This is a genomic window from Streptomyces sp. NPDC107471, assembly GCF_055582845.1.
This window is the reverse complement of sequence record NZ_JBVJPC010000007.1, coordinates 455452-478801: the sequence shown is the minus strand read 5'-3', so window position 1 is coordinate 478801 and position 23350 is coordinate 455452. Positions and strand designations below refer to the sequence as shown.

23 protein-coding genes and 1 pseudogene are annotated in these 23350 nt (G+C 72.5%); 11 read left to right on the top strand and 13 right to left on the bottom strand.

Annotation, left to right across the window (positions count from 1 at the left end):
• Positions 1 to 22 precede the first annotated feature (22 nt).
• Genes ACZ66S_RS25710 through ACZ66S_RS25695 form a run of 4 tightly spaced genes read right to left on the bottom strand, consistent with a single transcriptional unit; the run spans position 23 to position 2249 of the window.
• Positions 23 to 523 carry a GNAT family N-acetyltransferase gene (locus ACZ66S_RS25710; RefSeq protein WP_469903862.1) on the bottom strand — a complete coding sequence of 167 codons (501 nt, stop codon included), beginning with the start codon at positions 521 to 523 and terminating at the stop codon, positions 23 to 25.
• 38 nt (positions 524 to 561) lie between these two features.
• Positions 562 to 969 carry a Rieske (2Fe-2S) protein gene (locus ACZ66S_RS25705; protein WP_469903861.1) on the bottom strand — a complete coding sequence of 136 codons (408 nt, stop codon included), beginning with the start codon at positions 967 to 969 and terminating at the stop codon, positions 562 to 564.
• Positions 966 to 1547, bottom strand: a complete 582-nt coding sequence (locus ACZ66S_RS25700; protein ID WP_469903860.1) for a DUF6529 family protein — start codon at positions 1545 to 1547, stop codon at positions 966 to 968. Before ACZ66S_RS25700 ends, ACZ66S_RS25705 begins: the two co-directional genes overlap by 4 nt.
• A 21-nt stretch (positions 1548 to 1568) precedes the next feature.
• Positions 1569 to 2249 (bottom strand): hypothetical protein, encoded by a 681-nt coding sequence (locus ACZ66S_RS25695; protein ID WP_469903859.1) that lies wholly within the window; start codon positions 2247 to 2249, stop codon positions 1569 to 1571.
• Between the two features lie 234 nt (positions 2250 to 2483).
• On the opposite strand from ACZ66S_RS25695, the gene aroH reads away from it, so the two are divergent.
• From aroH to der, 5 genes are all read left to right on the top strand, one after another.
• A complete protein-coding gene (gene aroH, locus ACZ66S_RS25690; RefSeq protein WP_469903858.1) occupies positions 2484 to 2846 on the top strand; it encodes a chorismate mutase in 363 nt (120 codons plus the stop codon).
• Complete coding sequence (locus ACZ66S_RS25685; protein WP_469903857.1) at positions 2843 to 3928, top strand: prephenate dehydrogenase; 1086 nt, start codon at positions 2843 to 2845, stop codon at positions 3926 to 3928. The genes aroH and ACZ66S_RS25685 overlap by 4 nt, the downstream gene beginning before the upstream one ends.
• A gap of 176 nt (positions 3929 to 4104) precedes the next feature.
• Positions 4105 to 4791: a (d)CMP kinase gene (cmk, locus tag ACZ66S_RS25680; protein WP_469903856.1), complete on the top strand. Its 687-nt coding sequence runs from the start codon at positions 4105 to 4107 to the stop codon at positions 4789 to 4791.
• Positions 4792 to 4844: 53 nt separating this feature from the next.
• Positions 4845 to 5432, top strand: coding sequence for a lysophospholipid acyltransferase family protein (locus ACZ66S_RS25675; RefSeq protein ID WP_469903899.1), 588 nt, complete (start codon positions 4845 to 4847; stop codon positions 5430 to 5432).
• Positions 5433 to 5509: 77 nt separating this feature from the next.
• Positions 5510 to 6991 carry a ribosome biogenesis GTPase Der gene (gene der / locus ACZ66S_RS25670; protein WP_469903855.1) on the top strand — a complete coding sequence of 494 codons (1482 nt, stop codon included), beginning with the start codon at positions 5510 to 5512 and terminating at the stop codon, positions 6989 to 6991.
• Positions 6992 to 7048: 57 nt separating this feature from the next.
• Here der and ACZ66S_RS25665 read toward each other — a convergent pair whose 3' ends face one another.
• Together ACZ66S_RS25665 and ACZ66S_RS25660 are read right to left on the bottom strand one after the other, a co-directional pair.
• A complete protein-coding gene (locus ACZ66S_RS25665; RefSeq protein ID WP_469903854.1) occupies positions 7049 to 7372 on the bottom strand; it encodes a hypothetical protein in 324 nt (107 codons plus the stop codon).
• 61 nt (positions 7373 to 7433) lie between these two features.
• Positions 7434 to 8216, bottom strand: coding sequence for a hypothetical protein (locus ACZ66S_RS25660; RefSeq protein ID WP_469903853.1), 783 nt, complete (start codon positions 8214 to 8216; stop codon positions 7434 to 7436).
• 536 nt (positions 8217 to 8752) lie between these two features.
• Between ACZ66S_RS25660 and ACZ66S_RS25655 the strand changes: the two genes are divergently transcribed.
• Complete coding sequence (locus ACZ66S_RS25655; protein WP_469903852.1) at positions 8753 to 9379, top strand: LysM peptidoglycan-binding domain-containing protein; 627 nt, start codon at positions 8753 to 8755, stop codon at positions 9377 to 9379.
• Positions 9380 to 9458: 79 nt separating this feature from the next.
• On the opposite strand, the gene ACZ66S_RS25650 is transcribed toward ACZ66S_RS25655, so the two are convergent.
• Genes ACZ66S_RS25650 through ACZ66S_RS25640 form a run of 3 tightly spaced genes read right to left on the bottom strand, consistent with a single transcriptional unit; the run spans position 9459 to position 13308 of the window.
• Complete coding sequence (locus tag ACZ66S_RS25650) at positions 9459 to 10127, bottom strand: ABC transporter ATP-binding protein (protein ID WP_469903851.1); 669 nt, start codon at positions 10125 to 10127, stop codon at positions 9459 to 9461.
• Positions 10124 to 12832: an ABC transporter permease subunit gene (locus ACZ66S_RS25645; RefSeq protein ID WP_469903850.1), complete on the bottom strand. Its 2709-nt coding sequence runs from the start codon at positions 12830 to 12832 to the stop codon at positions 10124 to 10126. The genes ACZ66S_RS25650 and ACZ66S_RS25645 overlap by 4 nt, the downstream gene beginning before the upstream one ends.
• A complete protein-coding gene (locus ACZ66S_RS25640; RefSeq protein WP_469903849.1) occupies positions 12832 to 13308 on the bottom strand; it encodes a hypothetical protein in 477 nt (158 codons plus the stop codon). The genes ACZ66S_RS25645 and ACZ66S_RS25640 overlap by 1 nt, the downstream gene beginning before the upstream one ends.
• A gap of 123 nt (positions 13309 to 13431) precedes the next feature.
• Here ACZ66S_RS25640 and ACZ66S_RS25635 point away from each other — a divergent pair, with 123 nt between their 5' ends.
• The 3 genes from ACZ66S_RS25635 (at position 13432) to ACZ66S_RS25625 (ending at position 16151) form a co-directional block, all read left to right on the top strand.
• Entirely contained in the window at positions 13432 to 13980 is a 549-nt protein-coding gene (locus tag ACZ66S_RS25635) for an MTB12 C-terminal domain-containing protein (RefSeq protein ID WP_469903848.1), read from the top strand.
• Complete coding sequence (locus tag ACZ66S_RS25630; protein ID WP_469903847.1) at positions 13949 to 15241, top strand: ABC transporter substrate-binding protein; 1293 nt, start codon at positions 13949 to 13951, stop codon at positions 15239 to 15241. The genes ACZ66S_RS25635 and ACZ66S_RS25630 overlap by 32 nt, the downstream gene beginning before the upstream one ends.
• Before the next feature lie 70 nt (positions 15242 to 15311).
• Positions 15312 to 16151, top strand: a complete 840-nt coding sequence (locus tag ACZ66S_RS25625) for a hypothetical protein (protein WP_469903846.1) — start codon at positions 15312 to 15314, stop codon at positions 16149 to 16151.
• Here the strand turns inward: ACZ66S_RS25625 and ACZ66S_RS25620 are convergent.
• The gene (locus ACZ66S_RS25620) at positions 16140 to 17321 is read right to left on the bottom strand and encodes an epoxide hydrolase family protein (protein ID WP_469903845.1); all 1182 of its coding nucleotides are present in this window, start codon (positions 17319 to 17321) and stop codon (positions 16140 to 16142) included. The genes ACZ66S_RS25625 and ACZ66S_RS25620 overlap by 12 nt on opposite strands.
• 62 nt (positions 17322 to 17383) lie before the next feature.
• Between ACZ66S_RS25620 and ACZ66S_RS25615 the strand changes: the two genes are divergently transcribed.
• A complete protein-coding gene (locus ACZ66S_RS25615) occupies positions 17384 to 18472 on the top strand; it encodes a helix-turn-helix transcriptional regulator (protein ID WP_469903844.1) in 1089 nt (362 codons plus the stop codon).
• Here ACZ66S_RS25615 and ctaD read toward each other — a convergent pair.
• Positions 18471 to 20042, bottom strand: a pseudogene (gene ctaD / locus ACZ66S_RS25610) (aa3-type cytochrome oxidase subunit I); the annotation flags it as partial. The gene ACZ66S_RS25615 and the pseudogene ctaD sit on opposite strands and share 2 nt — an antisense overlap.
• A 366-nt stretch (positions 20043 to 20408) precedes the next feature.
• Between ctaD and ACZ66S_RS25605 the strand changes: the two are divergent.
• Entirely contained in the window at positions 20409 to 20624 is a 216-nt protein-coding gene (locus ACZ66S_RS25605; protein ID WP_392663448.1) for an I78 family peptidase inhibitor, read from the top strand.
• A 97-nt stretch (positions 20625 to 20721) separates the two neighbouring features.
• Here ACZ66S_RS25605 and ACZ66S_RS25600 read toward each other — a convergent pair whose 3' ends face one another.
• Both ACZ66S_RS25600 and ACZ66S_RS25595 read right to left on the bottom strand, forming a co-directional pair.
• On the bottom strand, positions 20722 to 21753 hold the full coding sequence (locus ACZ66S_RS25600; protein ID WP_469903843.1) for a phosphatase PAP2 family protein: 1032 nt from the start codon (positions 21751 to 21753) through the stop codon (positions 20722 to 20724).
• Between the two features lie 237 nt (positions 21754 to 21990).
• On the bottom strand, positions 21991 to 23154 hold the full coding sequence (locus ACZ66S_RS25595) for a mannosyltransferase family protein (protein WP_469903842.1): 1164 nt from the start codon (positions 23152 to 23154) through the stop codon (positions 21991 to 21993).
• Positions 23155 to 23350: the final 196 nt, after the last annotated feature.

The following is a 23350-nucleotide window of genomic DNA, read 5'->3' as shown; positions in this document are numbered from 1 at the left end:
CCCGAAAGCCGTCCCCGTCCGGCTACCGCCCCGGGTTCAGCTCGCGCCGGTACCAGGTGCCCGGCTTGCCGCCGAGTGCGGCCGGGTCGGCCGGCCCGACGGGGACGAACCCGGCCTTCACCAGCACCCTCCGGGACGCGATGTTCACGTGGGCGGTGGCCGCCCGCAGGGTGCGCAGTCCGTACCGTGCCGCCGCCAGGTCGCACAGCTCCAGCACGGTCGCGGTCGCGGTGCCGCGGCCGGCCGCGTGCTGCGCGACCCGGTAGCCCAGCACGGCGGTTCCGTCCTCCAGGTCGTACAGGTTGAACCGGCCCAGCACCGAGCCGTCCCCGGCGACGAGCACATGGAAGACGCAGACGCCCGCCTCCTGTTCGGCCAGCAATGCGTCGAACCGTTCGGTGAACCGGTCGAAGTAGGCGTCGCCGCGGTCGGAGACCGAGGCGGCGAAGTAGGCGCGGTTCGCCAGCTCGAAGGCCAGGACCGCCGGGGCATGGCCGGCGTGGAGCCGCTGCAGCTCGGGCACCGCGCGACTCTACCCGGCCGGTGCGCCGGGCCGGTCGCCTAGGCGAGCTCGATCGAGTCCCCGCTGACCTTGATCTGCTTCTCGGGCAGCGGCTGGTCGGCCGGCGGGTTGGCCACCGAGCCGTTGGTGATGTCGAACTTGCTGCCGTGGCAGGGGCAGTTGATGGTGCCGCCGGACACGCTGGTCACCTGGCAGCCCTGGTGGGTGCAGATGCTGGAGAAGGCCTTGAACTCGCCCTTCGTCGGCTGGGTGACGACGACCTTCTCGTCCTTGAAGATCTTCCCGCCGCCGACCGGGATCTCGCTCGCCTTCGCCAGTTCGGTGCCGGCCTGCACCGAACTCGACCCGGAGTCGCTGTTCTCGTCGCCGTACTCGCCGCAGCCGACGGTCAGCGTGGCCGCGCCCGTCGCGAGAAGGATCGTGCGCCGCGTCGGGCTGTGCGTCATGTCGTGACTCCGAAGGTGCGGAAGAACCAGAGGGCGGAGGTCAGCCAGAGGATCGTGAGCGCGGTGAAGACGAGCCCGCCGACGATCGGCAGCAGCCATCCGGGAAGTCGCTCCGAGCGGAGCAGCAGCATCTTGGCACTGAACACGCCGAAGAAGAAACACCCCAGGAGGGAGTGCCACAGAACGCGTGATTCGTACGACTGGAAGCCCAGCGCGTACAGGCAGTGCACCGCGACCGGCACCGCGAAGAGGAACGCCGCCCGGCCGGACCAGCGGTGCAGGGTGGCGGACCAGCTCGGGCCCGGCAGCCTGCCGTACACCATCAGCGCCGAGACGAGCTGTACCAGCGCGAAGAGGAACGCGACCGTCGCCAGCCAGGACTTGACCGCGCCGGTGCTGCTGAAGCCGGCGAGGTTGAAGGCCGTGCCCGCCGGGTCGTGCACCTTGCCGTAGGTGCCCAGGGCGACCGCCACCGCGGCGGCGACCAGGGCCGGGACCAGATAGCGGGCCGCGCCGGGGCCGCGCTCGGGTTCGGGCGACGGCCAGCTCTGGGTGGCCGCGTTCGGGTCGACGGTCATGATCGGCTCCCTCGGGCGAGGTCAGGGGGTTACCGGGCGGGCCGTGAGCTGCTGTCCGTCGACCGTCACCGCACCGGTCTCCGGGTCGATCTCGGGTGCCGGGGAGGGCTTGCCGTCGCGCTTGAGGATGCCGACCTGCTCGCCGTCCGGCAGGACGATCCAGCCGCCTTCGATCTTCGCGCCGGCCACCTCGCTGTTCGCGCGGTAGAGCCCGGACGACTTCTCCGTCCGGCCGATGGTGAAGGCGTACCCTCCGCTGCCGACATGGGCCGTGCCGCGGATCTCCTGGGTGCCCTTGCCCCTGCCGTCGAGGCTCGCGCCGCCCTTGCCGGTGAGCCGCAGACTGCCGTCGTCCCGCACGTCGCCCTGGAGCCACGACTCGATGTTGTGGCCGTCGCAGACGTACGCGATCGCCTTGTCGTCGCGCACGGTGATCGCGACCGCAGAGGAGTCGTCGTCGGTACGGCCCGTGTAGACGCCCTCGGGCACGGCGGTCCGGGCCGGGGACGGGCCGGCCGGCGCGGACGTCCGCGCCGGCGCGGTGCCCGGTGACGCCTTGGTGCCGGGTGACGGCTTCCCGGACGCGGACGGCTGCACGGCCGCCGAGGTCGGCTTCTCTCCCGTGGTGGCGTTGAGCGAGAGCATGAACAGGCCGAGCAGCAAGCCCGCGAGCAGTGTCAGCAGCGGTCCGGAACGCTTCATGAAAGGGGCCTCCCCCGAGGCGGTTTTCCTGCCCATGAGAGCGGACCCCGGGTCCCGCGTCCAGAGGCGCACGGGTGTGTTTTCACCCCAAGTAGCGGAACTGCGACATTCAGGTGACATTGACACGGTCCGGGAGGCCGTCTCAGGAGGCGGGCGCCGCGCACCGGCCCCGCGCGGGCTGACTAGGCTTGGTCGGACCAAGAGCCGGGTTGTACATCAGCAAGGAGCAATGCCGTGGCGGTACGAGCGGTCCGGGGCGCCGTCCAACTCGAACGGGACGAGGCCGGCCACATGGACGAGCAGGTCGGAGCGCTGCTCACCGCCGTCATGGAGCGGAACGAACTGACCGCGGACGACCTGATCAGCATCTGGTTCACGGCCACGCCCGACCTGCACAGCGACTTCCCGGCGGCCGCGGCCCGCAAGCTCGGCATCGTCGACGTACCCCTGATCTGCGCGCAGGAGCTGGACATCGAGGGCGCCATGCCCCGGGTCGTCCGCGTCCTCGCGCACGTCGAGTCCGACCGGCCCCGCGCCGACATCGCGCACGTCTACCTCGGTGCCGCGGCCGCCCTGCGCAAGGACATCGCCCAGTGAGGACCGCACTCGTCATCGGGACCGGGCTCATCGGGACGTCCGCCGCGCTGGCACTGGTGAGCCGGGGCGTCACCGTCCACCTCGCCGACCACGACCCCGAGCAGGCCCGCACGGCCGCCGCGCTCGGCGCCGGCACCGACGAGCCGCCCGCCGGGCCGGTGGACCTCGCGATCGTCGCCGCGCCGCCCGCGCACGTGGCCGGCGTGCTCGCCGACGCCATGCGGCGGGGTGCGGCCCGCGGGTACATCGACGTGGCCAGCGTGAAGGGCGGCCCCCGGCGGGAGCTGGAGGGCCTCGGACTCGACCTGTCCCCCTACATCGGCACGCACCCGATGTCCGGGCGGGAGAAGTCCGGGCCGCTGGCCGCCTCCGGGGACCTCTTCGAGGGGCGGCCCTGGGTGCTGACCCCGACCCGGGACACCGACACCGAGGTGCTGAACCTCGCGCTGGAACTGGTCTCGCACTGCCGCGCGGTGCCGGTGGTCATGGACGCCGACGCCCACGACCGTGCCGTGGCGCTCGTCTCCCACATGCCGCACCTGGTGTCCACCATGGTCGCCGCCCGGCTCGAGCACGCCGAGGAGGCCGCCGTACGGCTGTGCGGCCAGGGCATCCGGGACGTGACCCGGATCGCCGCCTCCGACCCCGGGATGTGGATCGACATCCTCTCCGCGAACCCGGGGCCGGTGGCCGATCTGCTCACCGATGTGGCCGGGGACCTGGAGGAGACCGTGCGGGCCCTGCGGGCGCTCCAGTCCGCCGACGAGTCCAAGCGGGGCGAGGGCACGTCCGGGATCGAGGACATGCTGCGGCGGGGGAACGCCGGGCAGGTGCGGGTGCCCGGGAAGCACGGGTCCGCTCCGCGGGTGTACGAGGTCGTGGCCGTGCTCATCGACGACCAGCCGGGGCAGCTCGCGCGGATCTTCGCGGACGCCGGCCGGGCCGGGGTCAACATCGAGGACGTGCGGATCGAGCACGCGACCGGCCGGCAGGCGGGTCTGGTGCAGTTGATGGTCGAGCCGTCGGCCGCGCCCGTGCTGGCGGCGTCGCTGCGGGAGCGGGGCTGGGCCATCCGACAGTAGGAGCCCGACCGCCGACGGGGCCCGCCGTGCCGGTGGGGCCCGGCGCGTCGCCCCCGCCCGGCCCGGACGGCGCCGGGGAGACGCGTCCGGACGAGTGACGCGCACCCAGTAACCTGGTGCGGGGCACAGTCGCGTCCCCACACCCTCGCCAGACCGCACCCGAAAGGTGTCCCCCCGTGGAAAACGGCGCCGCCCAGCCCGTGATTGTCGCCATCGACGGCCCCTCCGGCACGGGCAAGTCGAGCACCTCGAAGGCTGTCGCCGCACAGCTCGGGCTGAGCTACCTGGACACCGGCGCCCAGTACCGGGCGATCACCTGGTGGATGGTGACCAACGGGATCGACATCGAGGACCCGACCGCGATCGCCGCCGTGGCCGGGAAGGCGGAGATCGTCTCCGGCACCGACCCGCAGAACCCCACGATCACGGTGGACGGGACCGACGTGGCCGGTCCGATCCGCGGCCAGGAGGTCACCTCCAAGGTCAGCGCCGTGAGCGCGGTGCCCGAGGTGCGGGCCCGGATCACCGAGCTCCAGCGCTCGATCGCGACCTCCGCCGAGAAGGGCATCGTCGTCGAGGGCCGGGACATCGGTACGACCGTGCTGCCCGACGCCGACCTCAAGATCTTCCTCACCGCCTCGCCGGAGGCCCGCGCCGCCCGCCGCAGCGGGGAGCTCAAGAGCGCCGACGTCCAGGCCACCCGCGAGGCCCTGATCAAGCGGGACGCGGCCGACTCCAGCCGCAAGACCTCGCCGCTGGCCAAGGCGGACGACGCGGTCGAGGTGGACACCACCGAGCTCACCCTCGCGCAGGTCATCGAGTGCGTCGTCACCCTCGTCGAGGAGAAGCGGGCCGGGAAGTGACCGTTCCGTCGGAGAAGGGCGCCGAGGTCGGCCGGCGCATCGGCGTGGGCCTGATGTACGGGCTGTGGAGGCCGCGGGTGCTCGGCGCCTGGCGGATGCCCGCGACCGGGCCGGCCATCCTCGCCGTCAACCACTCCCACAACATCGACGGCCCCATGGTCATGGGCGTGGCGCCCCGGCCGACGCACTTCCTGATCAAGAAGGAGGCGTTCGTCGGGCCGCTGGACCCCTTCCTGACCGCCATCGGGCAGGTCAAGGTGGACCGCTCGGGCGCCGACCGCGGGGCGATCACCCAGGCGCTCGACGTCCTCAAGGCCGGCGGGGTCCTCGGGATCTTCCCGGAGGGCACCCGGGGCGAGGGCGACTTCGCCTCCCTGCGCGCCGGGCTCGCGTACTTCGCGGTGCGCAGCGGGGCGCCGGTCGTCCCGGTCGCGGTGCTGGGAAGCTCCGGTAGGCCGGGACGGTTGATAAAGGGGCTGCCTCCGCTGCGCAGCCGGGTCGACGTCGTCTTCGGCGACCCCTTCGAGGCGGGCGACGGCAGCGGACGGCGCACGCGCAAGGCGCTCGACGAGGCGACCGAGCGCATCCAGAAGCAGCTCAGCGCCCACCTGGAAAACGCCAGGCGCCTGACCGGGCGCTAGGCGACACTGAGTAGTGGATCAGCCGGCGGAACAGCCGCGGGTCCACCGATCACCACGATGAACGAGGTACGGACTTCATGAACGACCACATCCACTCCGAGGGCTCGGGCGAGGAGCACGACCACGGGGCGCTTGGCGACGCCGAGTACGCGGAGTTCATGGAGCTCGCCGCGGAAGAGGGCTTCGACCCCGAGGACGTCGAGGGTGCCATCGAGGCGGCCGGCCACGGCCCGCTGCCGGTGCTCGCCGTCGTCGGGCGCCCGAACGTCGGCAAGTCGACCCTGGTGAACCGCATCATCGGGCGCCGCGAGGCCGTCGTGGAGGACAAGCCCGGCGTCACCCGCGACCGTGTCACCTACGAGGCCGAGTGGGCGGGCCGCCGCTTCAAGGTCGTCGACACCGGCGGCTGGGAGCAGGACGTCCTCGGCATCGACGCCTCCGTGGCCGCGCAGGCCGAGTACGCCATCGAGGCCGCCGACGCCGTCGTCTTCGTCGTGGACGCCAAGGTGGGCGCCACCGACACCGACGAGGCGGTCGTACGACTGCTGCGCAAGGCCGGCAAGCCCGTGGTGCTGTGCGCCAACAAGGTCGACGGGCCCAGCGGCGAGGCCGACGCCTCGTACCTGTGGTCCCTCGGACTCGGCGAGCCGCACCCCGTCTCCGCGCTGCACGGCCGCGGCACCGGCGACATGCTCGACTCCGTTCTGGAGGCGTTGCCGGAGGCGCCCGAGCAGAGCTTCGGCGGCGCCGGGATCGGCGGCCCGCGCCGGATCGCGCTGATCGGCCGCCCGAACGTCGGCAAGTCCTCGCTGCTGAACAAGGTCGCCGGCGAGGAGCGGGTCGTCGTCAACGAGATGGCCGGCACCACCCGTGACCCGGTCGACGAGCTGATCGAACTCGGCGGTGTCACCTGGAAGTTCGTCGACACCGCCGGTATCCGCAAGCGGGTCCACCTCCAGCAGGGCGCCGACTACTACGCCTCGCTGCGCACCGCCGCCGCGGTCGAGAAGGCCGAGGTGGCGGTCATCCTGATCGACGGCTCCGAGTCCATCTCGGTCCAGGACCAGCGGATCGTCACCATGGCCGTCGAGGCGGGCCGCGCGATCGTCCTCGCCTACAACAAGTGGGACACCCTCGACGAGGAGCGCCGCTACTACCTGGAGCGGGAGATCGAGACCGAGCTCGGCCAGGTCGCCTGGGCGCCGCGGGTGAACGTCTCGGCGCGCACCGGCCGGCACATGGAGAAGCTGGTCCCCGCGATCGAGACGGCACTGGCCGGCTGGGAGACGCGCGTCCCGACGGGCCGCCTCAACGCCTTCCTCGGCGAGCTGGTCGCCGCTCACCCGCACCCGGTCCGGGGCGGCAAGCAGCCGCGCATCCTCTTCGGCACCCAGGCCGGCACCAAGCCGCCGCGGTTCGTGCTCTTCGCCTCCGGCTTCATCGAGGCGGGCTACCGGCGCTTCATCGAGCGCCGGCTGCGCGAGGAGTTCGGCTTCGAGGGCACCCCGATCCACATCTCGGTGCGGGTGCGCGAGAAGCGCGGCGCCAAGAAGAAGTGACGACGGCATGAGGACATGAGGAAGGGCGGCCCCGTCGGGGCCGCCCTTCCTCATGTGTCAGGTCCCTCTGCGGGGGCCGGGTGGCAGCGCCGCCGGGACGTGGTGCATCCCGGTGTGCTGCTGCCCGATGTGTCCCACCCGCTGCCACTGCGACTGCTGGCGGGCGCTGAACGCCCCCGCGCTGTAGGCGCTGTACGAGCTGCTGAACGAGCCCGAGGCGTGCGGGATGTTCCCGAACGCGGTGAAGCCCAGCTCCTCCTCGCCGCTGCGGTCACCCGGCAGCGAACGGAAGGTCTTGACGTACTCGGAGTAGAGCGCGTCGTAGATCGGCGTGGCCGATGGTCCGCCGGAGAACCGGCGCGGAGCGTCGTATGGGTGCACGTATGTCCAAACGACACCGGGACCTCGGGGATGCGGTTCGCCGTGATCCTTCAGCCGGTGCTCAGGTGCCCGCGAGCGGCATCGCGGCCGCGACCAACTTGCCGTTGGCGGCGGCCTTGTCCAGCGCGTCCCGCAGCAGGTCCTCGCGCGGCTGCCGTCCGATGGAGCCCACCGGCGCGGCGAACATCAGCACCTGCTGGTGCTTGTTGGCGGCGGCCCGCCAGCTCTCCGTGACCTGGAGCGGCTGGTGCGCCTGCCACCAGGCCACCGGCTGACCGCCGTTCGGCGACGGCTGGAGCACCGCGTGCAGTTGCCCCACCGCCAGCAGCACCGACCACCCGTGCAGCACCGGCGGCACCGACTCGATCGCGGTCAGCGGCATGAACCCCTGCTCGATCAGCAGCGGCAGGAAGTCGTCGCCGCGTCCCGTGGCGCCCGGCCGCGCGATCGGCCCGGTCGGCTCCACGACCAGCGCCGGGTGCAACTCCCCGGCGATCAGGACGAGTCCGCTGGTCACCCCGAGCACCGCCTGCTCGGGTACGACCTTGTCCGGGTCCAGGTCGACGGTGTCGCCGGTGATGGACTTCACCGCGCCCTGGAGCTGCTCCTCGGTGACCTGGACGACCTGGGAGGGCAGACAGGTGGCGTGGGCGAAGGCCAGCACGGCGGTCTCGTCGCCGATGAACAGGACGGTGCTGGTGCGCTCCTGGTCGGAGTCGCCCTGGGTGCGGCAGGACGTGCAGTCGTAGCTGCCGGGGGCGTTCTCTCCGGCGAGCAGCCGGTCGGCTTCTTCGTCGCCGATCTCAGCGCGTACCTCGTCGCTGACGTCGAGCATGCGCGGCACGGGTGGCTCCCTCGGGAAGTGGTGCGTGGCGGGACCGGGTGGCTCCCGGCCCGTGAACCGGGCGGTCCCGGGCTCATGAAGAAGACAACGGGTGATCTGTGGCGGGAGTCACGCTCCACGGCGAACGGAATCGAACCATCCACAGCGCAGCGTCACAGGTCGTGCGGAATCCGGCACTCACTGTCAATTCCCGGGAAATGCAAGGAAGTTGGTTGCGTGAAGTGGGTCACAGATCGTCATGGCGCTTGGTCGACAAATCAGGAAATCAGGGAATGAAGTGGGTGGCCGGAAATCGCTGATACCCGTGGTAACGGCGAACTGGCCTCGAATGACAAGCCGTTGGTTGATGCCGACCGGCCGGGCTCTCTACATTCCTCCGCCGTGTGCAGCGAGCACCGCTCGGGAACGTCCGTCGACGCACGAAGCCGGCATCTCGCACCACCTTCCGGCGGACGGGGCGGAGCGCGTACGCCCGGCCCCTGTGCCGGGAGCGCGTTCCGTCTTGGGGGACCCCGAGTCCTTCGAGAGGGGATCACATGTCCGAATGTGCGGATACCAAGCGCGACAGCGCTCGTAGGACCCGAACCACCGCGGCCCTCGCCGGGGCCGCCCTGCTCGCCCCCCTCGGGTTGCTGGCCGCGGCCGGCAACTCGGTGGCCGCGGACGGCGGGGTGTGGGACCGCATCGCCCAGTGCGAGAGCGGCGGGAACTGGCACATCAGCACCGGGAACGGCTACTACGGAGGACTCCAGTTCTCCGCCGGCACCTGGCGCGCGTACGGCGGCACGGACTACGCGCCCACCGCCGACCAGGCCACCAGGTCGCAGCAGATCACGGTGGCCGCCAAGGTCCAGCGCGCCCAGGGCTGGGGCGCCTGGCCGACCTGCTCGGCCCGCGCCGGGGCGTACGGCAGCGCCCCCGCGGCCTCCTCGGGCACCTCGTCCGCGACCGCCGGTGCCAAACCGGAGAAGGCGCCGACGCGTTCGGAGAACCGGACCGACCGCGGTGCCTCCCGCGGCGACTACACCGTCCGCGCGGGCGACACGCTGAGCGAGGTCGCCGCCCGGCACGGGACCACCTGGCAGCAGCTCTACGCCGCCAACAAGGCCGTCATCGGCGCCGACCCCGACGTGATCGTCCCCGGTCAGCGCCTGGACATCTGAGAGCCTCCTGTTCCGCACGGGGTCCCGTCCGGTCCTGCGACCGGGCGGGACCCCGGCCGTGCGGGCGCAGACAGGGCGGTCAGGGCCGTCCGAGTCGCCCGGACCGCAGTTCCGCGGCCTCACCGCTGAACACGACCGCGCCGCGCCGCAGTTCGTGCACGATCGCCGTCCGGGCGGGCAGCGCGGGCGGGAGCCGCTGCTCGGCCACGACCACGCACGCGTCCAGCGCGCCGAGGAGTTCGTAGGTGCGGGCCGCGACCGCGGGGGACATGCCCTGCGCGGGCTCGTCGACGAGCACCACGCGCGCGCGTGCCAGCAGGGCGCGGGAGAGCGCGAGCATGCGCTGCTCGCCGCCGGAGAGGGTGCCGGCCCGACGGGCGAGCAGGGGAGCGAGCTGCGGATAGGCGTCCAGGGCCGGACCGGGATCGGGGGCGGCGAGTTCGAGGTTCTCGCGGACGGTGAGGGAGCCGAACACCGCCCGGCGCTCGGGGACCAGGCACAGGCCGCGCCGGGCCCGCTCGTACGCCGGTACGCGGGTCACGTCGACGCCGTCCCACACCACGCTGCCGTCGGTGAGCGGCACCGTCCCGGCCAGGGCGCGCAGTGCCGTCGTACGGCCGGAGCCGTTGCGCCCCAGCAGGACGGTGAGCCCGGGGCCGGGCGCGGTGAGGGTGACGCCGTGCAGGGCCTCCAACGGGCCGTAGCGCACGCGCGCGTGGCGCAGGGACACGGCGGTTCGCGCGGTCATACGGCGGTCTCCCGGGCGTCGAGCGTGTCCAGCACGTGGGCCGGGGGACCGGAGGCGACGACCCGGCCCGCGGTCATGACGTGGACGACGTCCGCGAGGTCGGCGACCAGGTCGAGGTCGTGCTCGACCACCAGGAGGGCGGTGCCGTCCGCCGCGAGGGCCCTGAGCACGCGGGCCAGGGCGGCCACCTCGGCGGTGTCCAGACCGGCGGCGGGTTCGTCGAGGAGCAGGACGCCCGGGGAGCCGGCGAGGGCCCGGGCGAGTTCGACCCGGCGGAGCGTGCCGGTGGGGAGGTCGGCGGCGGGGGCGTCCCGCAGGTCGTGCAGACGGAACAGTCGCAGGGCGCGGTCGAGCGCTGTCGGGTCCGGGGTGCGGGCTTGTTCCGCGCCCACCTGGATGTTCTCGGCCACGGTCAAGGTGGGGAAGACGGCGAGCTGTTGGAAGGTGCGGGCGATGCCGAGGCGGGTGCGGGCGTGGGGGGACAGATGGGTGATGTCGCGGTCGCCGTAACGGACTTGGCCCCGGGTGGGACGGACCGTGCCTGCCAGGCAGTGGAACAGGGTGGATTTTCCGGCGCCGTTGGGGCCGATGATCGCGGTGATGCGGCCGGGTGGGACGGTGAGGTCGACTCCGGCGAGGGCGGTGAAGCCGTCGTAGCGGGCGTGGAGATCGTGGGCGGTGAGGACTGCCCGGCCCGCGGCCGGGTTCGTGATCCCACCCGCACCACCCGCACCACCCGTGCCGCTTGCATGGTCGGGTGCGGGTGGCCCCTGTGGGGGTGGAGCGCCGTCGGCGGGTGCGGCTTCCTCGACGGGCCCGGCTTCTTCGGCTTCGGAGGGGCTGGGTGCCGGCTGCTTGTGCAGGCGGTGTCTCACCTCGGCTCCCCGCGGGGTCAGGGTCGCCGGGCCGGTCGGCCTCAGGCGAGTCGTCAGCGCTCGCACCGCCTCGTACGGTCCGCCCGGGAAACGGCCCACCAGTACCGCCAGCACGCCGATCAGCGCCGCCGCCACCCCGCCCCGCGCCCCCGCGTCCAGGCCGACCAGCAGGGCCGCGGCCGCCAGGGCGCCCAGGGTGCTGTCGGCGCCCAGGACGACGACCGCGGCGAACCAGAGGAGGCCGCGGACGGGGTCGTAGGCGGTGGGGTCGAAGGCGCGCAGGCCCATGCCGAGCATGCCGCCGCCCAGGGCGGCCAGCGCGGCCCCCGCCACGAAGGCGAGCAGCTTCAGCGCGGGCACCCGGACCCCCGCCGCCGAGGCCCCGGACTCGTGGTCGCGCAGGGCGGCCAGGGCCCGGCCCGTGCGGCCCCTGCGCAGCGCGCGGGTCGCCAGCAGGGCGAGCGCGAGCAGGGCCAGCTCCAGGACGTAGTACGCGCGGTCGCCGTCGAAGCCCTTGGGGCGGTCCAGGGACAGGCCGGAGGTGGCGTACGGCTGGGCGAAGACGAAGCGGCTCACGCCGACGCCGACCGCGAAGGTCGCCAGGGCCAGCGCCAGGCCCCGGCGGGTGATCGCGGGCCAACCCGTCAGCAGGCCCAGCGGAGCCACCAGGACCACCGCGAGCGCCAGCGCGGCCAGTTCCGGCAGGCGGGGCAGGCCCGGGAAGCGGCCCGCCGCCAGCAGGGCCGTGAACAGGGCGCCGAGGCCGGCGTAGGCCGCCTGTCCCAGGGAGATCTGCCCGCCCCTGCCGGTCACGACCACCAGGGAGAGCAGCACCACGCCCAGCGCCGGGACCTGGACCGAGGTGTGCAGGTCCGAGCCCGCGAAGCCCAGCGGGAGCAGGAACAGCACCACCGCCACGATCCACGCGCCCTGCGGGGTGGGCACGCGCGCGGTGGCCGTCCGCGGGAGCACGTCCCGGGTGCCGATGCCCGGCAGGGCCAGGGCCGCGACGAGGAGGGCCACGACGAACAGGTTCGCCCCCACCGCCTGGAGCAACGGCTCGAGCCGGCCCGAGGGGTGCAGCCGGGTGAGCTGGCTCTGCCCCACCCCGACGGCCAGCGCCGCCACCACCGCCACCGGCAGGCTGCGCATCCGCGCGGCCACCGCGACCGCCACCACCTCCATGACGAGCAGGGGCAGCCCGTACGGGTCCAGACGGACGTAGGGAGCCAGCAGGACACCCGTCAGGCCCGCCGTGAACGACCCGAACGCCCAGCCGGCCGCCGCCACCCGGTCGGCGTCGATCCCGCCGAGCACGGCCAGCCCGCGGTCGTCCACGACGGCCCGCAGTTCCCGTCCGAAACGCGTCCAGCGGATCACCGCGCCGACGCCCGCGGCCAGGACGAGGACCACCGCGAGCTGCCCCCACGGGTCCGCCGGCACCAGCTCCGGGGCGTCGTCCCGGGCGCCCTGGCCCCACAGCAGCGCGGCCCCGCCCACCAGCAGCACGAAGACGCCGAGGGAGGCCACCAGGGTCTGGGCGGGGTCGCCGCCCAGAACGGCCAGGGGCCGGAAGACGAAACGCTCCAGCAGCACACCCAGGGCCGGTGCCAGGACCAGCAGGGTCACCGCGGCCCCCGCCCACAGCGGCCAGCCACACTCCACCACGCACTGCCGCAGCACGTAGGCGCACACCATCGCGACCGCCCCGTGCGCGAAGTTCAGCACCCCCGTCGCCCGGTACGTCACGACCAGGCCGATCCCGGTGAGCGCGGCCGCGCTGCCGACCGACAACCCGGCGAGGGTCAGGTCGTAGGTCAGCGACGACATCAGTCGGTTTCCTCGACGGGCTCGCAGATCGGGCAGGGGCCCAGCTCACCGCTCGCCAGCAGCTTGGCGTCCACCGGGATCGACTCCGCCTTCCCGGCGACCAGCGGACAGTCCGCGCGGTGCCAGAGCGTGCCGCCGGGCACCATCAGCAGGTCCCCGCTGACCGCCAGTGGCGCGCCCGCCGCCGTACCGGGCTCCTCCGCCCCGGCGGGCTCCACGGCCACCAGGAGGCCGTAGAGCTCCTCCACGCGGGCGGCGGCCAGCGCGCCGCGGCCGTGGGTGAGGAGCACCGCCCCGGCGACGATCAGCGCGGCGCCGGGCACCGTGCAGGAGGCGAGGTAGGGCACCTGCCGTTCGGCGAAGCGCTCGCCCGAGACGCCGTACCAGCCGAGGACGCACAGGACCGCGCCCGCGGCGAGCGCGGCCCAGCCGGCCCACAGGACGGGGTGCACGGTCCGCAGTCGGGCTGTCCGCATCTCTGGCTCCCACATGTCGCATGCCTGTCCATGTAAGCCAATCGCTTGCACTATGCCTTCTTGAAGCTGACCCTGAAAGCACCGGGCGCACGTGGCCCGGACCGACACCCGGTGGTGAGCCAGATGGTTCTCGGGAGCGACCGCACATGGGGGAACGGCAGCCGGGGGCTGGTGGCGGTGGGCTTCGCCCTCGCCGTGGCCCTCACGGCGTGCAGCGACGACAGCGGCGGCGGCAGCGAGAGCCCGCCGCCCACACCGTCCGTGGAACGGACCGCACCGTCCGCGGCACCCTCGCCGAGCGGCCCCGCCGACGCGGCCGCCGCCCAGCGGGAGGTCAAGGCGAACTGGGAGAAGTTCTTCGATCCGAAGACCCCGACCAAGGACAAGCAGGCCGTCCTGGAGAACGGCGACGACATGGGTCCGGTGCTCCAGGCCTTCAGCGGTGACCAGCGCGGCGGACAGGTGCAGGCGAAGGTCACCGAGGTGGCGTTCACCGGGCCGACCGCGGCCGACGTGTCGTACACCCTGCTGCTGAACGGCGCCACCGCCCTGCCGGACGCCTCCGGGACGGCGGTCGAACAGGACGGCACCTGGAAGGTGTCGGTCAACACCCTGTGCGCGCTGGTCCAGTTGAGCGGCAATGCCTCGGCGTCGGCTCTTCCGGGCTGCTGAGGCCGCCCTCGCGGTCCTGCTGCTCACGCTCGTCTCGGCGTGCGGCAGCAGGCTGCCGGAGAGCGACTTCGAGGACCGCGGGCGCACAGCCCCCGCCCAGGACCGCACCCCGATCCGCGTCGGCATCGTCACCAGCGCCACCAGCCCGGTCGGCGGCAGCGCCTTCACCGGCCCGCGCGACGGCGCCCGGGCCTACTTCGAGCGGCTCAACGCGCGCGGGGGCCTCGACGGCCGCCGCGTCGAGGTGCGTGAGTGCGACGACGGCGGCAGCGGGGTCGGCAACAACACCTGTGTGCACCGGCTGATCGACGAGGACAAGGTGGTCGCCCTGGTCGCCACCACCGTCCTCGACTACGCGGGCGCCTCCCGGGTCTCCCACGCGCGCGTGCCCGACATCGGCGGCCAGCCCGTCGGCGCCGCCTACGACACCTGGCCGCACCTCTACGGCATCTACGGCAGCCTCGCGCCCCGGGACGGCACGACCGGGTGGGACGGCAAGCAGTACGGCGGCACCGAGGTCTACCGCTACTTCAAGCGCGAGCACGGGGCCCGCACGGCCGCCGTCGTCTCCTACAACCAGGCCGCGTCCGCCGCCTACGCCCGGCTCGTCGAACAGGGGCTGCGGGCCGAGGGCTACAAGGTCGTCACCGAGCAGGTCGACTTCGCGCTGCCCAATTTCCGTGCCGTGGCGGCCGACCTGAAGGAGCAGGGCGCCGACCTGGTCTTCGACGCCGTCGACAGCCACGGCAACGCCCGGCTCTGCGAGGCCATGGACGCGGCCGGCGTCGAGGTCACCGCCAAGGTCACCAACGTGCAGAACTGGACGTCCACCGTCCGACAGGACTACAAGGACGCCCCGCGCTGCCGCAACGCCCTGTGGGCCACCGGCTCCAGCCGCAACTACGCGGACACCGGCAACGCGGCCGTACGGGAGTTCAGGGACGCCACGAAGAACCTTGAGACGCACTCCCAGTGGCAGTTGGAGGGCTGGGCCGCCGCCATGTGGTTCACCGACGCCGCGAAGTCGTGCGCGCCGCAGGGCGTCACGCGCGCGTGCGTCGACGCCTCCATGGACCGCGCCCAGGACCACACCGCGCACGGCCTGCTCCTCCCCGTCCGGTTCGAGCGCCTGGCCGAACCGCCGAGGTCCCGCAGGACCTGTCTCTCGGTGGCCCGCTGGCGGGACGGCCGGGGCTGGGTCTCGCAGGGCGACATGAACCGCACGTGCTTCGACGTTCCGCAACTGCCGTATCAGCAGTGAGTCACCGGATCCAGGCAACCAACGGGGGTGCACGACGGTCTGACCGGACACCATGAACCACGGGAGAACCATGCCCGCAGGGCAGGACGTACGGCTGCGCGCCGACTGTGTCGCCGATTCCGCGGGCGGACTGACCTTCGACGTCACCGCCGACGGGGCGAGCAGTACGGCCCGGCTGGTGCTGCGCCGACGAGGGGAGCCCTCCCGCTCCGGCGGGTTCGAGAGCGGGGGAGGGCACGAGGAGGTGGGGCTGCCGCTGGCCCCGGCCGCCGACGGACGGCTGCGCGCCGCCCTGCCCAGCACGGTCGCCCTGCCCGAAGGCCGCTGGGACGCGTACGCGTGTGTGCGCGACGAGGAACCGCTGCGCCTCGCGCCCGGCGCCACCGACCTGCGCGCGCTCGCCGCCCGCACCCCGAGCGGCTCCCGCGGCCATGTCGCCGTCCGCATCCCGTACGCGACCCGGCAGGGCAACCTCACCGTCCGGAGCTGGCTGCGCGCCCCGCACGCCGAGGCGGGCGAACTGCGCGCCCACGCCATCGGACTGACCGTCCGCGGGCGGCTGTACGGCACCGGGTTCGCCGCGGGTGCCTGTGCCGAGGTGCGCCTCCGGCACGCCCCGGGGCCCGCCCGCCGCCTCGAAGTCGCTTTGGACGACGTACGGTTCGGCTTCTCGGTGCCGTACGCGGCGCTCGGGCCCGGGGTCTGGGACCTGTGGCTGCGGCCGCACGGCGAGGCCGGACCCCGGGTGCGGATCGCGCGGCTGCTCGACGCCGTCGCCGACAAGAAGCCGGTGTTCACCTACCCACGCGCACGCGTGGAGACGGTGTACGGCCCGGTGGAGGCCGGGCCGTACTACACGCGGGACAACGACCTGTCGGTGTCCGTCACCGTCTGCCCCTCACCGCGCTGAGCCGAAGAACTCCCTGACGTCGCCGGCCAGCAGCTCGGGCACCTCCAGGGCCGCGAAGTGGCCGCCGCGGTCGAACTCCGTCCAGCGCACGACGGTGTTGGTCTGCTCGGCCCACCTGCGGATCGCCACGTCCTCGCCGAAGTCGGCCACCGCGGTCGGCACCCCGGAGCTCGACGTCGGGAACCAGTCCGGCACATGGCTGTTCTCGTAGTACATGCGGGCCGCGGAACCGGCGGTGCCGGTCAGCCAGTACAGCATCACGTTCGTCAGGAGGGTGTCCCGGTCGACCGCGTCCTCCGGGAGTACGGCCGAGGAGTGCGTCCACGCCTGGAACTTCTCCATGATCCAGGCCAGTTGGCCGACCGGCGAGTCGGTGAGGCCGTAGGACAGGGTCTGCGGGCGGGTCGACTGGAGGGCGTTGTAGCCGAAGCCGTCCGTGGTGAAGTCGGCGATGCTCGCGAGGCTCCTCAGCTCGCGGTCGGTGAGCCCCTCGCGGGCCTCCTCGTCGACCGGGCCGAGCGGGATGAAGCCGACCGAGGCGGCGTTCACATGGACGCCGACCACGGACTCGGGCGCGATCCGGGCGAGCGCCGGGGAGATCAGCGCGCCCAGGTCGCCGCCCTGGGCGCCGTAGCGCTCGTAACCGAGCCTGCGCATCAGCTCCGCCCAGGCGCGGGCGACCCGGTTGACGTTCCATCCCTTCTCGCGGGTGGGGCCGGAGAAGCCGAAGCCCGGGATGGACGGGATCACCAGGTGGAAGTCCTCGCTCAGCGGGCCGATCACCCCGAGGAACTCCACGACCGATCCCGGCCAGCCGTGCGTCAGGATCAGCGGGAGCGCGTCCGGGCGGGCGGAGCGGATGTGCAGGAAGTGCACCTGGGCGCCGTCGATCTCGGTGACGAACTGCGGGAGTTCGTCGAGGGCGGCCTCGTGCTCGCGCCAGTCGTAGGCACCGCGCCAGTAGGCGGCGAGATCGCGCAGGTACGGCAGGGATGCGCCGTACTCCCAGCCCGCGTCCGGGAGTTCGTCCGGCCAGCGGGTGAGGTCCAGGCGGGTGTGCAGGTCGTCGAGCTGCGCCTGCGGGATGTCGATCCGGAAGGGACGGATCTCATGACCCTCACGGCCCTCGCGGATCTCACGGTTCTCTGCGGTCGTGCTGTTGTCTGCCATGAGTCCAAGCTAGGAGGGCTTGCGGACAGGGGCTGTCCGCGACGGCTGGCAGACTCGGCACCATGTTGGAGACCTCGGCACGACTCCTGCGCCTGCTCTCGCTCCTGCAGGCCCACCGCGAATGGTCCGGCGCCGATCTCGCCGACCGCCTCGGCGTCACCTCGCGCACCGTGCGCAGGGACGTGGACCGGCTGCGCGAGCTCGGCTATCCCGTCAACGCCAGCCCCGGCACCGGCGGCGGCTACCAGCTCGGCGCGGGCGCGGAACTGCCCCCGCTGCTCCTCGACGACGACGAGGCCGTCGCGGTCGCCGTCGGCCTGCGCACGGCCGCGGGTCAGGGCATCGAGGGCATCGGCGAGACCTCGGTACGGGCGCTCGCCAAGCTGGAGCAGGTCCTGCCGGGCCGGCTGCGCCGCCGGGTGGGCGCCCTGAACGCCTTCACGGTGCCGATGCTGCGCGGCCCCCAGCCCTCCGCCGTCGACCCGGGCGTCCTCACCGAGCTCGCCAACCTCTGCCGGGACGCCGAGCGGCTGCGCTTCGAGTACAGCGACCGCCCCCAGTCTCGAACAACCTCGACCGGGGGGACCCCCATGGGCGCCGCCAGCCGCCGTACCGTCGAACCGCACCGCCTGGTGTGCAGCGAGCGGCGCTGGTACCTGGTCGCCTGGGACCTCGACCGGGACGACTGGCGGACCTTCCGCGTCGACCGGATCACCCCGAAGCCGCCGCACGGCCCCCGGTTCGCGCCGCGCACCCCGCCCGCCGAGGACCTCGCCGCCTATGTCTCGCGGGGCGTCTCCACGCGCGCGTACGCCTCGCACGCGGTCGTGCGGCTGCTGGTGTCCAAGGAGCGGGCCGCCGAGCGGATCTCACCGAGTGCCGGGGTGCTGGAGGCGGAGGGACCCGACAGTTGCGTCCTGCGCACCGGGGCGTCGAGCCTCGACGTGATGGTGATCCACGTGATGATGACGGGCTTCGACTTCGAGGTGCTGGAGCCGGCCGAGCTGACCGAGGCGATCAGGACGGCTCACGACCGCCTCGCTCGCTCGCTTGCTCGCTCTTCGGCTCGGGCTGCGGAGCCAGCGCCGCGTACTCCGGGTGGTGCAGGTCGAACGCCGGGGACTCGGAACGGATCTTCGGCAGCGTCGTGAAGTTGTGCCGGGGCGGCGGGCAGGAGGCGGCCCACTCCAGGGAGCGGCCGAAGCCCCAGGGGTCGTCGGTGTCCACCGGCACGCCGTATCTGGCCGTCTTCCAGACGTTGTAGAGGAACGGCAGCGTGGAGGCGCCGAGCAGGAACGCGCCGATCGTCGAGATGGTGTTCAGGGCGGTGAAGCCGTCGGCCGCGAGGTAGTCGGCGTAGCGGCGGGGCATGCCCTCGGCGCCCAGCCAGTGCTGGACCAGGAACGTGGTGTGGAAGCCGACGAACAGCGTCCAGAACTGGATCTTGCCGAGCCGTTCGTCGAGCATCTTCCCGGTGAACTTCGGCCACCAGAAGTACAGCCCGCCGAAGATCGCGAAGACGACCGTGCCGAACACGACGTAGTGGAAGTGCGCCACCACGAAGTAGGTGTCCGAGACGTGGAAGTCCAGCGGCGGCGAGGCGAGCAGCACCCCGGTCAGTCCGCCGAACAGAAACGTCACCAGGAAGCCGGTGGCCCACAGCATCGGCGTCTCGAAGGACAGCGAGCCCTTGATCATCGTCCCGGTCCAGTTGAAGAACTTCACGCCTGTCGGGACGGCGATCAGGAAGCTCATGAAGGAGAAGAACGGCAGCAGCACCGCGCCGGTGACGAACATGTGGTGCGCCCACACCACGATCGACAGACCGGTGATCGACATCGTCGCCGCGACCAGCGTCAGATAGCCGAAGATCGGCTTGCGGCTGAAGACCGGGATGATCTCCGTGATGATCCCGAAGAACGGCAGCGCGATGATGTACACCTCGGGATGGCCGAAGAACCAGAACAGGTGCTGCCACAGCAGCGCCCCGCCGTTGTCGGCCTCGAACACCTGTGAGCCGAAGCGCCGGTCGGCCTCCAGGACCAGCAGCGCGGCCGCCAGCACCGGGAACGCCAGCAGGATCAGGATCGACGTGAACAGCGTGTTCCAGGTGAAGATCGGCATCCTGAACATGGTCATGCCGGGCGCGCGCATCCCGATGATCGTGGTGATGAAGTTGACCGCGCCGAGGATCGTGCCGAAGCCGGCCAGCGCGAGGCCCATGATCCACAGGTCGGGGCCGACACCGGGGGAGTGCGCGGAGTTGTTGAGCGGCGCGTAGGCGAACCAGCCGAAGGCGGCCGGACCGGACGGCACCAGCAGCGACCCCATCACGATCAGGCCGCCGAACAGGAAGAACCAGTACGACAGCATGTTCAGCCGGGGGAACGCCACGTCCGGGGCGCCGATTTGCAGCGGCATCAGCTCGTTGGCGAAGCCCGCGAAGCTGGGCGTCGCGAACAGCAGCAGCATCACCGTGCCGTGCATCGTGAACAACTGGTTGAACTGCTGGTTGTCCACGATCTGCAGCCCCGGCCGGGCGAGCTCGGCGCGCATCAGCAGCGCCATGACCCCGCCGACCAGGAAGAACAGGAATGATGTGATCAGGTAGAGGTGCCCGATCTTCTTGTGGTCGGTCGTGGTCAGCCAGTCCACGATCAGCCGCCCGTGCCGCTTGGTCCGCACGGGTCGTGCCGTCGCCTGCACGGTCTGCGTCCCCATCGCTCGCCCCTTCGCTCGGCTCACGCCATGATGCTCGCGCCGTCGTGCGCGGCGACAGGGGGCGTAAGGGGGTTCTGTGCTGGAACCGTGTATTTCCTATGCGGTGTCAGCCTGCGTGGCCCTGTCCGGAATCGGTGGGCAAAGGGGCCCGGGCCAGTTCTCGGACAAGCCTTCTCGGGGTGCATTCATGGAAGTCGTACGACACGCGGGAATTGCGTTCGAATACGCGCGGAAGGGCTAGGGAAACGCCCGTCCGTGTGACGCTGCGCGAGGGAAACGGGTGGCGGCATCCTGTGACAGAAGCGTGACAGGGGGCGGGCGGGATCCGGACTTCCGCGGTCGCCGGGCAGGGCCTAGCGTGGCCGTATGGCACCCATTCCGACACCGCCCGCCGAACCCCAGGACAGCCCGGACACCTACGTCGGCCTCGACTCCGACTCCGCCGAGCGGATCGCGCGGGAGCGGGGCTGGTCCACGGTCCGGTCGCTGCCGCCGGGGGCGATCATCACGATGGAGTACCGCGCGGGCCGGCTGAACTTCGAGGTGAAGGACGGCCGCGTGGCGCGGGCCTGGAAGGGCTGAACCGCATGGCACGGGCCCCGGTTCCGCTGGCGGAACCGGGGCCCGTGTCGTGCCCGGGGCGGGCGGTGCGTACCGGCCCCGACGGTGGTGAGGCGGGTCAGCCGCCGCTCACCGGCCGGGTGGCCGGGGACGTCGTACCGCGCATGACCCGGTCCGGGTGCGGCGGGCGGCGGCTGCCGGTCGGGGTGACCGGGGTGCGCTCCGAGCGCGCGGTGTGCGGGCCCGGCGCCAGATGGACGGGTGACCTGGGGCCGCGCGCCGGGGCGGTGGCCTCGCGGGCCGCCGTCTCGTTCTGCGGGGCCGTGAGTGGCTTGAGGCGGGCGGGCGCGGGCGCCGTGACGGGGGTGACCGGGGCCGGGGCCTTGACGCCGCCGCGGGCCCGCCAGCGGTCGCGCAGGTCGAAGGCGTAGTCCTCGGTGCGGGCGATCAGCGGTTCGAACCAGGGCAGCGCGAGCAGGATCAGCAGACCGGCGACCCAGCCCAGCAGGACGTCGCTCAGCCAGTGCGTACCGAGGTAGACGGTGGCCATGCCGACGCCCAGCGAGGTCACCGCGGAGATCGCGGACAGCCAGCGGCGGGCCCTCGGGGTGGAGGCCAGATAGGCCAGGATTCCCCAGGTCACCACGGCGTTGGCGGTGTGGCCGCTGGGAAATATATCGCCGCCCAGACCCATCTCGTTGGAGCCGATGACGGTGGCGTAGTGCGGTCCGAGCCGTCCCATGCCGTACTTGGCGGCGCCGACCGTGATGTTCAGCAGCAGCAGCGAGGTGCCCAGGGTCAGCAGCGGACGCAGGGTGTGCTGCCGCCAGGAACGCCAGCCCAGCCAGGCCGCGACCATCACCGCGGTCGGGCCGCGCTGGCCCAGCACCACGTAGTAGTCGACGAACCAGTGGATGGAGGCCCACTGCTGGTACGGCCGGAAGAACATGACCTGCCAGTCCAGGCGGACCAGCCACGAGGTGGTCACCACCAGCCACACGATCGCCAGGTAGAACGCCAGCGCGGCGACCACGAGGACGGTCCGGTGGCGGCTCGCCCGCGGCACGCTGAGGTGGGCCGGCCGTTCCCTCTCACGGTCCAGCCTGGCGAACACCCGGTCCAGACGGGTGGGGTCTCGTTCGGTACGCACCCAATCGACGTTACAGCGAGTGAGCTCTGTTCCCCGTCGAATCAGCGGCTTTGTGATGACGATGTGATGTGGGATTCCTCTCAGGCGGGGGTCTATTTCCAAGGATTCCGTAAAGGCCGGATGCTGCGTCCTTCAATTCCTTTGATCATTCCGGGTGGTGGTTTTATGGCCCTTATGAATTCGTTCACCGAATCATGGGGCGGAATTCTCCGGGCGCTCATCGACGCCCGGAGTGGATCATGGCGGACCCGAGCCGTTCAGCCAGAAGGCGCCGTACAGGGCGGAGCCGAGTGCGATCAGCGCCACGAGCATGGCTGACCTGCGGGTCCGTGCCCGGGCGAGGGCCTGCGCGAGGGGGAACAGCAGGGGGAAGGCGGGCATCAGCAGGCGCGGTTTCGAGCCGAAGTAGCTCGACGCGCACAGGGCGAGCGCGGTGACGACCCCGGCGTACACCAGGACGGGCAGCGGCTGGCCCTGCCGTGCGCAGACGACGTACAGCCACACCACCAGCCCGACGCCGACGATCAGGCCGACCCCGGCCAGGGCCGACGGGAACGACGTGAACTTGTCGGCGACGAAACGAGCGAAGGCGTACCCGCCGTCGAATCCGTTGCGCCAGCCCGCCTGCACGTCGAGATAGCCGAGCGGGCCCCGGCCGGTGCGGTGTCCCACCCACAGGACGTAGGCGGCGGCGCCGAGGGGGGCGAGGGCCATGCCCAGGGCGCGGCGGACCGGGACGGCCGTCCGGGCGGCGCCCGCGTCGGGGGGCCGCCGGTCCCGCAGGAACGCGGCGATGCCCGCCGCCCACACCGCCGCGACCACCGCGAGACCCACCGGACGGGTCAGGCCCGCCAGGGCGGCCAGCAGGCCCGCGGTCACCCAGCGGCCGGTCAGCACCGCGTACAGCGACCAGGCCGCCAGCGCCGTGAACAGCGACTCGCTGTACGCCATCGACTGGACGATCCCGACGGGCAGGACGGCGTACAGCAGGACCGCGCAGACGCCCGCCCGGCGGCCGTGCACGTGATCGGCGACCGCGAAGACACCCCAGGCCGCGGCCAGGGACGCGAGCAGGGAGACCGTGAAGCCCGCGTCGGCGTACGACAGCGGTGTCGCCGCGGACAGCAGCCGCTCCAGCCACGGCAGCAGCGGGAAGAACGCCAGGTTCGAGTGCACGTCGCCGTTGGGCAGCCGCACCTCGTAGCCGTACCCGAGCTCGGCGACCCTCGTGTACCAGAGGGCGTCCCAGCGTGCGGTCAGCAGGGTGTAGGCGTTCTTGTCGCGCGCCGCGCTCCACAGGGCCAGCGCGAGGAGGCCCAGGGCGCGGACGGCCGCGTAGCCGAGCAGCGCCGGGGCGGCTCGGCGCAGGGCCGGTTCGGTGCGCGTTCCAAGATCGGTCACGGGCCCGATTATCGACCGGTGGCCGGACCCGCCCGTCCGCCGGGTCGGGGCGACGGGCGGTGGGAGTGGCGTACGCCACACGTGTCGGCCCCGAAGTCTGAGAGGTCCGCCACTGGGCCTGAGCGTGAACTCGCGTACGCTGACGTGTCACCCGCCGTTCGCTGCGCGGGCCGGAGACCACCGCTCCTCTCCGGCC

What these genes read in the sequence shown, in the direction of transcription:
- ACZ66S_RS25695 (WP_469903859.1), bottom strand. Translation starts at nt 2,249, where the DNA reads ATGAAGCGTTCCGGACCGCTGCTGACACTGCTCGCGGGCTTGCTGCTC.
- der (WP_469903855.1), top strand. Translation starts at nt 5,510, where the DNA reads ATGAACGACCACATCCACTCCGAGGGCTCGGGCGAGGAGCACGACCAC.
- ACZ66S_RS25635 (WP_469903848.1), top strand. Translation starts at nt 13,432, where the DNA reads ATGGTTCTCGGGAGCGACCGCACATGGGGGAACGGCAGCCGGGGGCTG.
- ACZ66S_RS25655 (WP_469903852.1), top strand. Translation starts at nt 8,753, where the DNA reads ATGTCCGAATGTGCGGATACCAAGCGCGACAGCGCTCGTAGGACCCGA.
- ACZ66S_RS25675 (WP_469903899.1), top strand. Translation starts at nt 4,845, where the DNA reads ATGTACGGGCTGTGGAGGCCGCGGGTGCTCGGCGCCTGGCGGATGCCC.
- ACZ66S_RS25705 (WP_469903861.1), bottom strand. Translation starts at nt 969, where the DNA reads ATGACGCACAGCCCGACGCGGCGCACGATCCTTCTCGCGACGGGCGCG.
- ACZ66S_RS25620 (WP_469903845.1), bottom strand. Translation starts at nt 17,321, where the DNA reads ATGGCAGACAACAGCACGACCGCAGAGAACCGTGAGATCCGCGAGGGC.
- ACZ66S_RS25645 (WP_469903850.1), bottom strand. Translation starts at nt 12,832, where the DNA reads ATGTCGTCGCTGACCTACGACCTGACCCTCGCCGGGTTGTCGGTCGGC.
- ACZ66S_RS25650 (WP_469903851.1), bottom strand. Translation starts at nt 10,127, where the DNA reads ATGACCGCGCGAACCGCCGTGTCCCTGCGCCACGCGCGCGTGCGCTAC.
- ACZ66S_RS25625 (WP_469903846.1), top strand. Translation starts at nt 15,312, where the DNA reads ATGCCCGCAGGGCAGGACGTACGGCTGCGCGCCGACTGTGTCGCCGAT.
- ACZ66S_RS25640 (WP_469903849.1), bottom strand. Translation starts at nt 13,308, where the DNA reads ATGCGGACAGCCCGACTGCGGACCGTGCACCCCGTCCTGTGGGCCGGC.
- ACZ66S_RS25630 (WP_469903847.1), top strand. Translation starts at nt 13,949, where the DNA reads ATGCCTCGGCGTCGGCTCTTCCGGGCTGCTGAGGCCGCCCTCGCGGTC.
- ACZ66S_RS25700 (WP_469903860.1), bottom strand. Translation starts at nt 1,547, where the DNA reads ATGACCGTCGACCCGAACGCGGCCACCCAGAGCTGGCCGTCGCCCGAA.
- ACZ66S_RS25615 (WP_469903844.1), top strand. Translation starts at nt 17,384, where the DNA reads ATGTTGGAGACCTCGGCACGACTCCTGCGCCTGCTCTCGCTCCTGCAG.
- ACZ66S_RS25605 (WP_392663448.1), top strand. Translation starts at nt 20,409, where the DNA reads ATGGCACCCATTCCGACACCGCCCGCCGAACCCCAGGACAGCCCGGAC.